This window comes from Gammaproteobacteria bacterium, from assembly GCA_019748175.1.
GTDB lineage: Bacteria > Pseudomonadota > Gammaproteobacteria > JAIEPX01 > JAIEPX01 > JAIEPX01.
Genome location: JAIEPX010000012.1, coordinates 174,506 through 186,528 on the forward strand (window position 1 = coordinate 174,506; position 12,023 = coordinate 186,528).

The following is a 12,023-nucleotide window of genomic DNA, read 5'->3' on the forward strand; positions in this document are numbered from 1 at the left end:
TTCATCGGGTTAATGATTTTCAAGATCTTCATCACTAAATTGATTTTTTCTCTCCCATATTACATTTCCTCCAACTTGAATAAGATCATATTTTTTATCAATTTTAAGCGAAGTAATTTTATCTTTTATTTGTTGTTTTTCATTAGCATCGAAGTATGTTATTATTAACTCATTAATATTGTTGTTAAAAAATAGCTCCTTTAGAAGATGATGATCTGTTTCAAAAGAACACCCAAAGATCAAAAGTTTTCCAGATATTTCCCCAAGATGATCGTAGCAATAATTTAAATATTTATCCTTATTATTTTGCAGTAAAGTTTCTTTTATTGAGCCCCTATCCTCGAGAATAATATGGGGCCTGTCATCAGCTCTAAAAACAGATTCTATATTATCATGAGAATCTTTACTAAAATTCAACTTACGTAATTCCCCAGCGGAATTGATCAATATAAACCACGATCCATGCAAAAAATAAATTTTACTTCTTAGAATTTCATTATTTAAACGATCGCATACAGAATCTTGATCTATATACTCATCGCCTTTAAATCCATCGACAAATACAATATTATAAGTGTTTTTTATCCATAAAACTTCAAAATACGTTAATGGGTCATAATTTAATGTAAATAACTTTTTTATTTTTGATAAAAACCTATAACAAGTATAGTCATTTTTAATATACTCGTTGTAAAATCCCCTTATCTCAGAACAATCGTTTAACCTAAATTCTTGCCTAAAAATACCCATATAATATTTCAGAATCGATTCCAGAATATTTATTCTTATATCCCCCAAATCATTCTCAGGACTATTATTATTTAATTCGGGTGGCAATATCTTGTCTCTATTGATTATTAACGCTTTATTAGAATCCCATTTCCCTATCTTATTATAAACTGGATGGGACAACACAAAACCATTACCCAAGATTACACTATCATAACCTTCTATTCTTTTTAAAAACTCATCTACTATATCAATAGCCATCATACACCTCGCAGACTAGTGTAAGTATTAGATTTTCACCATTTCAGCTTAAATTGTATATACATGTTAAATTATAGCATAAATCCACTACGTCGACTTTCAAATGTGGAGATACATTCAACTGGTAATTAATGAAGAAATTTAGGGGGAATAAGGATTATTTTTTTATGAGAAGAGATGTAGTTTCTGTTGGTTGCTTTTCATCAGTCTCTTCTAAACTTACAGATCGCTCACGACTAAGCAATTCGCCAAATTTCCATTTTCCGGAAACTTTTTTCTCTGAATCAACAACTTTGATGCATTTCAAAATCTCGTTTTTTTCAGGTTCAGTGATAAAATTGTAATTATGAAGTACAACAACCGCCTGAGAAACATTATGTCCGAAGGTAACTGATTTAGAATCAGGATCAGAAACATAGGTAAATTCACGAGTCACTTTTTCTAGACCGCTATCCGCAGCTTCTGCAAATGACCATAATCGTTTGAGCAGAGTATCAAACGCTTTTTGGTCTTTGGTATAAATACTCAAACTGCCATTAAATGTAAAGTAATCTATATAACGATTAGATAATTGTATTTTTTTCATAAATCCTCCTCATAAATGACAACATTTAGAGCATTTAGCTTGGTCGTCTGAAGTTTGATTATACTCGATTTCTCGATTAATAGCACTATCTTCCATGCTTAATCTTTTCGGTTTCTCTGATTCAAGTGTGTGTAAAGCATAAGCTTGCCTTTGCGGCTGATTTTTTACATCAATAACAATATCCTTAAATGGGTTATATGTCTCGTGGGTTTTGCGATCATTACGATAAGTAAAATAATTGCTTCCATTTATTGTATTTTCATCATGCACTGCTTTTTGACCGGGCATTATACCATGTTCAACAAATTTAAGTGTTAAGCTAGTAAGAAAATCTTTGATTAGTCCTGTATCCAAATTATTGTGAAAAGCATACCATGTTATTTCTTTTCCAAATTTATCTGTGGACCTCATCTGTGACCTATACTCATTTCTAATTATTTTCACTAATTTTATATCGTGCTCAATACTAGTTTGCACAACTATAGACCAGGCTTTACTCAGGTTTTTATCATCATCGGCAGGATCAAAAATCGACATATGAAGCTTATAACCTGTACTTCTCATACTAACTAGTTTTGGTTTTTGACTACCTTCAGTTGCCTTCTTTAGCCGAACGAAATTTTTATCTACTCCAAGATCAACGGTTGCTTGATAACCATTACGCTCAACAATACTTTCAGGATCTGCCCAATCCACCATTGCTAAAGATTCATAGGAAAATGGATGATTAATACCTATATCATTGCCTTCATAATGTTCAATCACTTCTTGCATATTATACCTACCGTTGCTTATATATATAATTAATTTTAGCATATTTTATGGTTTTCCACCACCTTTCGCCTTAGAATAATGGATTAGTTGAAAGCAGAGAGGGGAAGTCATCACGCAACACAAAAAACGTATTACCTAGATAATAGGCATTAATCGAGAAGGCAGGGGTCAAATCTAGGATTGCTACCTTCTCAAATACAGTAGTAAATTTTAAAAACACGAGTATTCTGTACTAGATGTCCTTATAATTCTGTTTCAGCAAAAAAAATGACATTGCACATGCCTTGACCTAGTCATTTTTTGAGAAGGTAGCAATCTTAGATTTGACCCCATTCCTCTCACTCAATGTTCAATATTGTTAATCGATACTTCAAACGCTATGAGGCAGCTCCCTTCCAAGACTCTCCAGGCAAGCGAGCAATAAAATCAATTATAATATTATTAAATGCTTGTGCTTGGTCATATTCAACTTTATTCGTAGTTGCGAGCAACGGAAATATGTCATTTATAAAAACGTTATCGATACTTTTATTCATGATATTTTTTTCAAATTCAGCACGTGTTACAATTTGACCAGAAAACTTCATATATTCCTGAAAAGTCTTTATAATTGATTCGTGATCGATTTTAGAAGGATAATGCATAGTTACATACCAAAAATCATAAAGGTCTCTTCCTTTTTTACGTTGATAAAGTGCCCTCAACTTTGTTCCTAGAAGTTCTTCTATTGAGTACGTCGTCACTTCTAAACTGGAAGAATACCATTCTGATTTCACTGAAAATGGTTTCTTGATTATTGGATAACAATTGAAATGCTCACGTGTATTAATTTCAATTTTGACTTTGCGATTAATTACAGGTTTAGCTTCTGTCTCAAATTGATAATATAACGTAAAACGTCCCTGGTTTTGCATCCATTTCGGCTTTCCTAACCAGCTATCTAAACAAGATCTAATTGCATCAATTATCTGACCTATAGGCATAGACTTTAGTTGTACAAAATCTAGATCTTCACTGAATCGACCAGCTTCATTGAAAAATAACTTGTGTAATGCTGTTCCACCCCTAAAGACTAAGTTTTCTTGGATAACTGGATTTTGATATAATTCACATATTGCGCGTGTCAATATTAGGTCATGTTCAACAAGTTGTGTGTTTGGCCATGGTGCTAAAGATTGCCAATCTAAGATGTGTGCTATTGAAATCATAAATCAATCTCAACTTTTTCATTAACTAATATATGCCAACGATTGTTTTTTTCAATCACCTCAGATCTGCTACCTATTGCAAGTGCAACGTATTCTACCTTTTTATGACTAAGCCACTTGTGAAGGTAGGATGTATCTAGGTCTGATTTTATGTATTCTAATATATATCCTAAACGTTGAATATGCGTAGTGCTGATTAAATTATTATCCAAGTATTCTATTAATGAATTAATGTTGATCTTATGTTGTAATTCAAATAATACAGTTGCAACATTGTGAATTTGACCTGATAAATTTATGTATTTGATGAGATCGCATGCAGTGAGCTCAGGTGAGGAAATCATCATCTCGCCGGTTTCGGTTTTTACTGACTGTAAAAGCTGACTTGGGATATTTTTACGATAGTGAAAATCAATTCTGACTTTTCCTATTTTTATGGGTCTCATCGGCTTATTGGTCATAACCTGAAAGGTCATTACTTGCTGATGAGCTGCACCGTGATAGTCTGCTGCACTGAGTAAACCTACATAATAATCAAGTTTCATTGATCTCATGAAAGGATTGATAAACCATGATGCAGGTAGACAGCCTACAGAACTATATTCGAATGGGACAATAATATAAAATCCGCTTCGTATTCGCTTGATCCTCCCTTTCTTTACAAGCCGATGTAAAGCGAGATTAAAAGCAGCTGTGCTTTTGTTCATGGCATTCGAAGCTTCAATAAGCTCAAAGTAATATCGTCCACGACTCTGTAGAGCTTCAATATAGCTTAATAATGATCGGTGATTATCAGGTTTCATGTTCACATTATTACATATTATGATATATTTTGCAAATATATCCATTCAATGATAGGTATGAATCCTTATAAAAACAAGTTATGCAGGCGACAAACCATTACTTCTAACACCAGTTCAGTCAGAGGTCAGTGAGGCTATATGCTACAATTAACTTATATCAGTAACTGAAGAGGAATAAAGATGAGTAAATTTCGTAACAACAAGCATGATGACTCCATTACTAAATTAAACATTGGAGGAATTGAAGAATCTGGGGAGGGATGGTGCGCACCGATTGACGAAAATGGAAATACCGTTTTAAATAAAGCTAAGAAAATTCCATATGATGACGCTCTTCCAAAAGACCATGTATGGATTAATGTTAATGATGTACCAATAGATATACGTGAAAAATTCTCGAATAATCCTACATAAATTAACTTCAAAGAAAGATATCTTCATTGAGGGCTGTATATAAACATCCACCCCAAAGCACAATTATCACTTATAATCAAGAAGAATTTCAATCAATCTAAACTCAAAAACTAATAACTCAGTTTTTTTCACTTTGACTGTCAAATTTTTTGAATTAAAAAACCAACTCATCAATTTGACGTAGTACTGATAAAGTTTCAAATGCTGTATCAACGCACTCACGACCTACGTGGCCTTTAGCGCCACCTGCACGATCGAGGGCTTGTAATTCGGTGTTCGTGGTGAGTACACCAAAAATAACAGGCACACCATTTTCTAAAGCAACTTGTTGACACCCACGTGTGACAGCTTCGCACACATATTGATAATGATCGGTTTCGCCTTTGATCACACAACCAAACACGATGATGACATTAAACGCTCCGGTATCGACCATGGTTTGTGCAGCAATAGGAATCTCGACGGCACCTGGAACCCACGCCACTGTAATCAGATCTGACGTGATTTTAAGCTCATTTAATCGAATTAATGCACCTTCGTATAAGCGCTGAGTGATTTGCTCGTTATAACGACTGACGACGATTCCTACTCGGAATGGCGCTTCGATATCTTTGGGCTTAATAATTTTCATCCAGTAACCTCCATTTTATCAGCCAATAAATGCCCCAGCTTATCCCTTTTTGTTTCTAGATAAGTGATATTATCTATCGTGGGCGGCATCTCTAAGGACTCGCGTTGTACCACGTTAATGCCGTACTGTGCAATACCTTCAATCTTGCGCGGATTGTTGGTTAATAATCGCACTTGAGTGAGCCCTAAATAACGCAAAATTTGTGCCGCGATCCCGTATTCTCGCGCATCTTCAGAAAAACCCAAGCGTTTATTGGCTTCTACAGTATCCAACCCTTGATCTTGCAATGAATAGGCGCGAATTTTGTTCACTAACCCAATGCCCCGACCTTCTTGTCGTAAATAAATCATTACCCCACCTTCTTCGCCTAAACGATCCAGTGATTTATCTAATTGCCATCCACAATCACAACGAGCAGAACCTAATAAATCACCCGTTAAACATTCCGAATGAATGCGAACCAAACAAGGTTCACTCAGATCTGTGGACTCTTTAATGAGTGCAATATGTTCAGCACCATCGACCAAACTTTCAAACGTTTTAATCGTAAACGCACCGCGATTACGGATAGGTAATTTAGCTTTTGCCACTTCACGCACTAAACGGTCATGGTACATTCTGTAATAAATAATATCCGCAACTGAAATGATGGGACATTTATGTTTTTTTGCAAACGCCTTTAAATCGTCACCACTAGCCATAGTGCCGTCAGGATTCATCACTTCACAAATAACACCCATTGGACGTAAGCCCGCTAACCGTAATAAATCTACGCTGCCTTCGGTATGACCTTGGCGACCAAATACCCCTTTTTCATTGGCTAATAAAGGAAAAACATGACCTGGTGTAATAAAATCTTGAGGCGTACTCGAAGGATCACACGCGCGCGAAATAGTGGTTGCTCTATCTGCCGCTGAAATTCCTGTATGAACCCCCTGAATAGCACCAAAAGACGTCATAAAATGCGGCGTTGTGGATGTACTGGCTTGCCTTCTAGGCATTAATGGAAGTTGTAAACGCTGACTGTCATATTCAGTCATAGCTAAACACACTAATCCGCCATGTTGTATCATGAAATTAATTTTTTCAGGAGTGACATGTTCTGCTGGCAAAATCATATCGCCTTCGTTTTCACGATTTTCGTCATCCGATAAAATAATCATACGACCTTGGCGCAATGCTGCCATGGCTTCATTGACAAGTTCTAGTCTATTATTCATACAGTTGCCCCTTTACGATTGGCTTTCACAACTAATTTTGCAAGCATGTCGTATTCGATGTTTACACATGAACCGACTTTCATCAACGATAAATTAGTGACTTCTAAGGTATGTGGAATCAGCATAACAGTAAACCCAACATCCGTTAATGTATTGATTGTTAAGCTTACACCATTAACGGCCACACTGCCCTTTTCTACTAAAAAATCGAGACCAGGATCGGATTCACAGCAGGCAAATCGTACCCACAAAAATTCTCCTTGTTCTTCAATTTGGGCGACGGTGGCTATGGCATCTACGTGACCAGTGACGAAATGCCCTCCCAGTCGATCTCCGACTCGCAAGGATTGTTCAAGATTCACCGTTGATCCTACGACACAATTACCGAATGTAGTGACCGCCAGCGTTTCTGGTGATAATTCAACACTGAATCGTCCGTCTTTAGTCTCAATGGCTGTCAAGCAAACACCATCAACCGCGATGCTTTCTCCCAACGCTATATCATGGAACTGAGATTGAATGGTTAAACGACGACCTTTGGCGGTAGGAACGACTTCTTCAATCGTGCCAAAATGATGAACCATACCTGTAAACATGAGCCTCACCTCAACCTAAGTAAAAATGCAAAAGAGCAATCAGTACAAAGCATTAACAAAATAACATAACATTATGATATAAATGATTTTTATTCACAAGACATTTCCAGGATAGCCTCCTCGCCAATAACATGCCATTGCTTAAGAGCAAATTGATCAAACGTGTATATTCCCTCATTAAACGCTGATTGAGCCTGATCGCCTAACCATTTAGGTGCACAATAAACTAAGAGTTTATGAATAGCATTCGTCTCTATTAAAGACCTCAGTAAACGGCCGCCTGCTTCGACCCATAAATCATGAACGCCATCACTGCCAATAACACCCATAATTTGTTCTAGATCCAGCAAACCCTCTAGCTCATCAACCGATATGAAACGTACACCACGTTCAAGTAAATCATCAGGTAGTTTGCCACTATTTTTTGAAGAATAAAATACAGTAATAGGCTGATCATTTTTCCAAATCTGAAAATCACTTGTTAAGTTCAAATGGCTGTCGAGAATATATAACCGTTTGCTCAAACTTAAATTGTTGCTTTTAATAAAATCGGCAACATTATGATTTTTATCATCTTTATTTATAATAATATTGAGCAATGGGTTGTCATGACTAATTGTTTTTGCCGTTGTCAAAATCGCATCACACCGCAAACGATAAGCATACGTTTGTTGCTTTAATGCTGTACCCGTAATCGAAATTCTCTCTCCAGCTGGCCCAGCGATTTTTCCATCCAGACTCATGGCAATTTTTGCGGTAACCCAAGGTCGCTGAGAATCTTGCCAATAACAATAGCTACGATAAAACTGGTCAATCTCAGAACAGGCGACGTGCTCAGTATCAATACCTGCCGCCACCAAACGCTGATGCCCCTGGCTGGCAACAATGGGATTAGGATCTTGATAGCTGTAAACAACCCGCTGAAGGCCCGATGCAATGATGGCGTCTGTACAAGGTGGTGTTCTACCTGTATGACAGCAGGGCTCTAGAGTGACATATAATGTAGCGTCAGAAAGATCGCCCTTAAATTCGCGAAGCGCCATAATTTCAGCATGAGGCTCTCCGCAGGCATAATGCACACCTTCGGCTACAATCTCATCGTTCTTCACAATCACTGCACCAACTGCAGGATTTGGCGCACAAAATCCCCTACGTGTAGAAGCCAACGCTAGCGCTTTCAACAAATACGTAAGATTGTCCTGCAACACCTATTCCTCTCTATAATACTTTCGCTGAAATGAAGCTGTTCTAACACCTTGAATGCAAATGATTTCTATTTGCCCTATTAACTGGGAACTGCTGATGATTTTACCTCAACTACAGGCTAAACACAATGTTCTCACAATGTACCCGAATATGCGTAGTTTTATTAGGACCGTCGAGTTGGCAAGCAGAATTCTCAACATACGCTATAATGTACATAGGTATGTTATGCAAACGGAATTTGCGCCTCTATAAGATAGGACATCACTCAAGAAGTTAAATAATGAGGAGGTGTGTCATGAAGCTGAGAAAGGTACTACTAGTAAGTTTGATCTTTTGCTTTATTCCATTTTTAAATGTCAATGCCAAAACTGAATCGACTGTTGGCACTGATGACGATCAAGGTTCACTGATTAAGAATCAAGATAGCATTAATCTATCTCGAGCCAACAACGATCAATCAAATGTTCAAACACGCAATGTGTACGCATACAATGATCAAGATAATGACGAATACGATGACGAAGATCAAAATGACAACAACACCTACTTTGATGCGCGCTATCAACACTACGCATACAACACCCCAGAATACCGTGAAACCAATGGTCGAAGTCTTTTCATTTTTGATCCAAACCGTCATCGTTGGATGGCCTATAATAGCAGCGGCGAATTGGTAGGATCTGGTAAAGCCTCTGGTGGCAAGGGATATTGTCCCGATACCAAACGTCGATGCAAAACACCTTCTGGAACTTTTCGTGTTTATTCGATGGGGGGCCCTGGATGCGTGTCTACTAAATTCCCTATAGGCCGAGGTGGCGCACCGATGCCCTACTGCATGTTTTTCCATGGTGGGTTTGCAATTCACGGGTCTTATGATGTTCCAAACCACAATGCAAGCCACGGCTGCATCCGCGTTGAACCATCTGCCGCACGCTGGCTCCAAGAAAACGTTATAGGGATAGGCACAACAGTGATTGTAAGACCTTACTAACAACGGCGTTGCGGGGAAGGGGTCAGATCTAAGATTGATACATTCTTATAAGGCTAAAATAGCAATCGTATTTGTGAAGTACAGAATGTGTCAATCTTAGATCTGACCCCTTCCCATCCAACTCAAGACGCGACGCCAAAATAAATTACTGGTACACTTCTCCGAATGAAATCAATCATCACACGTTCTTTAGTCATGATTCTTTTTGCAGTCTCAACGCTGAGCTTTGCCTACGCATTGCCGGATTTAGGTAACTCTAGTTATGCCTCACTACCAGCCAGTGAAGAAAAAGAACTTTCAGTGTTATTTATGAAAGATGTGCGCGAATCGGTTCCCATCATTCAAGATCCGATTATCAATAACTACATCAATTCACTCGGCAAAAAACTGGTCTCTAACTCGACTGCTCAGCAAAAACAGTTTCATTTTTTCATCATAGATTCAGGCGACATTAATGCTTTTGCAGGTCCAGGTGCACACATTGGTATTAACTCTGGAACAATTTTACTTGCAAAAAATGAAGATGAATTAGCAGGCGTTTTAGCGCATGAAATTACGCACGTCAGTCAACATCATTTCGCACGCGCAATAGAAAAAGCCCGAGGCAGCACAGTGACTGCACTTGCAACAATTGCAGCCGCACTCATTGTTGGGACAGCAACGCATCAAGGTGATGCTGCGATGGGCGGGTTAATGGCCGCACAAACGCTCTCCCTCGAAAATCAATTAGGCTATTCGCGTGATAACGAACGTGAAGCTGATCGAATTGGTATACAAGTCCTACATAAAAGCCAATTTGATCCACAAGCCATGCCAAAATTTTTGTCTCGCATGTCCAAACAACAAATTGATATTTTAGACGGACGTTTTTCTTATTTGCGTACTCATCCCGTTAATGAAGAGCGCATTGCTGATGCAAAAGCGAGAGCCGATGAACTTTCTCCTATTCACCATGAACCTTCTTTAAATTTTAAATTAATGCAAATGCGTTTATTAGCACTGAGCGGTTCCTACAATCCTGCTAAATTTAAAATCTTTTCCTTGAATGCGCTGAAAGCAAATTCTCCCGATTATTTAGCTAAACAATATGGTAAAGGAATATTATTATTTCGTGGAAGAAAATTAACCGAAGCCGAAAATATTTTGCGTTCTTTGCATCAACAACATCCGCAAAATAGTTTATTTTCTATCGCTCTAGCCGATATTTATCGAGAACAACAGCATCTTTCCACTGCCGAACAATTATTAGAAAAAAGTTACAATCTTGACCGCGACTTTTCTCCTTTAGTACTCAACTATGCCGAAATTCTTATGCAACAAAATCACTCTCAAAAAGCATTGCAATTACTGACAAATTTCACGCAAGAACAATCAAGGAATAACGTTGACATTCTAGAAGCACTCGCACAAGCCCAAGCAAAAAATGGTTTAACGAGTCGCGCTTATCTTACACGAGCCCGAATTTATCAAATCACCGATCAACCTAAACGCGCACGTCTGCAATCCCAGCAGGCTTTAAAATATGCCAGTGATTCTGAAAAAGCGTATATCAAAAATGAACTGATGTTAAATCCACAATACCCTAAATAGGAGTCCCAACATGCAAAAAGATCAACCCTCTCAAAACACAGGCAGAACAATCATCCATGTTGTTCAAGGTGAAATAGCTGTTCTTAACTGCAAAAAAAATCCTAATACTGATCTTATGACACTTGGCTTAATGGGCTGTTGCGCTGTGTTATTTATTGATGATAACTCAAATATTATCCTGGCACATGTTGATGATATTACAGATCTTGATTTCATTAAGACATTTTCTGCAAAAATGCAGGGTAAATATACAATTGATATTATCGCTCATGCTGATCATCTTGACTCAATGGGAAACGCAATATCAAATTATCTTAAAAAGCATTTTCCAGCTATAAAAAATTCAAAAGGTACTCATGATATACGGAAAACAAAAACAGGGGTTGTATTAATTCGATCTATTGATAATGAAATCAAATTATTGACACCTCAACGGCCTCATTTGGCAATGCTTTCAAGGTTAAATGCTCAGAATAGACTTAAGATGAAATTACCCGAAGATAATCCCTTCCGAAACGATTCACTTGAAGAAGGCGGCCGATTCGACCAAGTCCGGATGTTTGAGCGGTCCTGTGAAGCACACTGCACTGATGTAAAAAGGATGCCAGCTCTGGTTTATGACAATAATTGGACAGGAAATTTTCCAGAGACTAGCAGAAAGGTTCAAGTTCTTCTCGAAGACTTAAAAAAGTGCACAACCTCGTCATCACGTGAATCTTGCCTAAGAAAAAGCATACTCGATAGCCATAAAGGAAACATACCATTCATTATTCAAGCCTTAGAGATCTATAAACACTGCCTTGCAATTGAAGAAAAAGAAAAATCACAAAAATCTTCTATAGGATCAGGAATTATTCTCTGATGATGGCATCGCGTTTTGAGTTGTGACAGGTTTTGCAAATTTGATAATTTTATTAAACTAAATAATCTCAATTTTTGATTTAATTCACTACTAAAAAATTACTAATTTAATTATAGTTTACTATTCTAGTAATTATTATATTATCCTAATAA

At 37.4% G+C, this 12,023-nt stretch carries 13 protein-coding genes; 4 read left to right on the top strand and 9 right to left on the bottom strand.

Annotated features, from left to right (window positions below):
- Window positions 1-9: 9 nt before the first annotated feature.
- The 5 genes from K2X50_06955 to K2X50_06975 all read right to left on the bottom strand — a co-directional run bounded on the left by K2X50_06955 (window position 10) and on the right by K2X50_06975 (window position 4,367).
- Complete coding sequence (locus K2X50_06955; GenBank protein ID MBX9586981.1) at window positions 10-990, bottom strand: DUF4917 family protein; 981 nt, start codon at window positions 988-990, stop codon at window positions 10-12.
- A 157-nt stretch (window positions 991-1,147) separates the two neighbouring features.
- The gene (locus K2X50_06960; GenBank protein ID MBX9586982.1) at window positions 1,148-1,576 is read right to left on the bottom strand and encodes a hypothetical protein; all 429 of its coding nucleotides are present in this window, start codon (window positions 1,574-1,576) and stop codon (window positions 1,148-1,150) included.
- A 9-nt stretch (window positions 1,577-1,585) separates the two neighbouring features.
- Window positions 1,586-2,392: a hypothetical protein gene (locus K2X50_06965; protein MBX9586983.1), complete on the bottom strand. Its 807-nt coding sequence runs from the start codon at window positions 2,390-2,392 to the stop codon at window positions 1,586-1,588.
- Window positions 2,393-2,727: 335 nt separating this feature from the next.
- On the bottom strand, window positions 2,728-3,558 hold the full coding sequence (locus K2X50_06970) for a nucleotidyl transferase AbiEii/AbiGii toxin family protein (GenBank protein MBX9586984.1): 831 nt from the start codon (window positions 3,556-3,558) through the stop codon (window positions 2,728-2,730).
- Entirely contained in the window at window positions 3,555-4,367 is an 813-nt protein-coding gene (locus tag K2X50_06975; protein MBX9586985.1) for a type IV toxin-antitoxin system AbiEi family antitoxin, read from the bottom strand. Before K2X50_06975 ends, K2X50_06970 begins: the two co-directional genes overlap by 4 nt.
- 174 nt (window positions 4,368-4,541) lie before the next feature.
- Here K2X50_06975 and K2X50_06980 point away from each other — a divergent pair, with 174 nt between their 5' ends.
- Entirely contained in the window at window positions 4,542-4,775 is a 234-nt protein-coding gene (locus K2X50_06980; GenBank protein ID MBX9586986.1) for a hypothetical protein, read from the top strand.
- A gap of 154 nt (window positions 4,776-4,929) precedes the next feature.
- On the opposite strand, the gene ribH is transcribed toward K2X50_06980, so the two are convergent.
- The 4 genes from ribH to ribD all read right to left on the bottom strand — a co-directional run bounded on the left by ribH (window position 4,930) and on the right by ribD (window position 8,430).
- Complete coding sequence (gene ribH / locus K2X50_06985) at window positions 4,930-5,406, bottom strand: 6,7-dimethyl-8-ribityllumazine synthase (protein ID MBX9586987.1); 477 nt, start codon at window positions 5,404-5,406, stop codon at window positions 4,930-4,932.
- Entirely contained in the window at window positions 5,403-6,626 is a 1,224-nt protein-coding gene (ribA, locus tag K2X50_06990) for a GTP cyclohydrolase II (protein MBX9586988.1), read from the bottom strand. Before ribA ends, ribH begins: the two co-directional genes overlap by 4 nt.
- Entirely contained in the window at window positions 6,623-7,222 is a 600-nt protein-coding gene (locus K2X50_06995; protein MBX9586989.1) for a riboflavin synthase, read from the bottom strand. The genes ribA and K2X50_06995 overlap by 4 nt, the downstream gene beginning before the upstream one ends.
- A gap of 89 nt (window positions 7,223-7,311) precedes the next feature.
- Window positions 7,312-8,430 (bottom strand): bifunctional diaminohydroxyphosphoribosylaminopyrimidine deaminase/5-amino-6-(5-phosphoribosylamino)uracil reductase RibD, encoded by a 1,119-nt coding sequence (ribD, locus tag K2X50_07000; GenBank protein MBX9586990.1) that lies wholly within the window; start codon window positions 8,428-8,430, stop codon window positions 7,312-7,314.
- A 293-nt stretch (window positions 8,431-8,723) separates the two neighbouring features.
- On the opposite strand from ribD, the gene K2X50_07005 reads away from it, so the two are divergent.
- The 3 genes from K2X50_07005 (at window position 8,724) to K2X50_07015 (ending at window position 11,871) form a co-directional block, all read left to right on the top strand.
- A complete protein-coding gene (locus K2X50_07005; protein ID MBX9586991.1) occupies window positions 8,724-9,419 on the top strand; it encodes a L,D-transpeptidase in 696 nt (231 codons plus the stop codon).
- Window positions 9,420-9,584: 165 nt separating this feature from the next.
- Complete coding sequence (locus K2X50_07010) at window positions 9,585-11,009, top strand: M48 family metalloprotease (GenBank protein MBX9586992.1); 1,425 nt, start codon at window positions 9,585-9,587, stop codon at window positions 11,007-11,009.
- Window positions 11,010-11,019: 10 nt separating this feature from the next.
- Complete coding sequence (locus K2X50_07015; GenBank protein ID MBX9586993.1) at window positions 11,020-11,871, top strand: hypothetical protein; 852 nt, start codon at window positions 11,020-11,022, stop codon at window positions 11,869-11,871.
- Window positions 11,872-12,023: the final 152 nt, after the last annotated feature.

Bases quoted from the DNA above. Each gene is read 5' to 3' on its own strand.
- K2X50_06955 (MBX9586981.1), bottom strand. From the start codon at position 990: ATGGCTATTGATATAGTAGATGAGTTTTTAAAAAGAATAGAAGGTTAT.
- K2X50_06960 (MBX9586982.1), bottom strand. From the start codon at position 1,576: ATGAAAAAAATACAATTATCTAATCGTTATATAGATTACTTTACATTT.
- K2X50_06965 (MBX9586983.1), bottom strand. From the start codon at position 2,392: ATGCTAAAATTAATTATATATATAAGCAACGGTAGGTATAATATGCAA.
- K2X50_06970 (MBX9586984.1), bottom strand. From the start codon at position 3,558: ATGATTTCAATAGCACACATCTTAGATTGGCAATCTTTAGCACCATGG.
- K2X50_06980 (MBX9586986.1), top strand. From the start codon at position 4,542: ATGAGTAAATTTCGTAACAACAAGCATGATGACTCCATTACTAAATTA.
- ribH (MBX9586987.1), bottom strand. From the start codon at position 5,406: ATGAAAATTATTAAGCCCAAAGATATCGAAGCGCCATTCCGAGTAGGA.
- ribA (MBX9586988.1), bottom strand. From the start codon at position 6,626: ATGAATAATAGACTAGAACTTGTCAATGAAGCCATGGCAGCATTGCGC.
- K2X50_06995 (MBX9586989.1), bottom strand. From the start codon at position 7,222: ATGTTTACAGGTATGGTTCATCATTTTGGCACGATTGAAGAAGTCGTT.
- K2X50_07005 (MBX9586991.1), top strand. From the start codon at position 8,724: ATGAAGCTGAGAAAGGTACTACTAGTAAGTTTGATCTTTTGCTTTATT.
- K2X50_07010 (MBX9586992.1), top strand. From the start codon at position 9,585: ATGAAATCAATCATCACACGTTCTTTAGTCATGATTCTTTTTGCAGTC.
- K2X50_07015 (MBX9586993.1), top strand. From the start codon at position 11,020: ATGCAAAAAGATCAACCCTCTCAAAACACAGGCAGAACAATCATCCAT.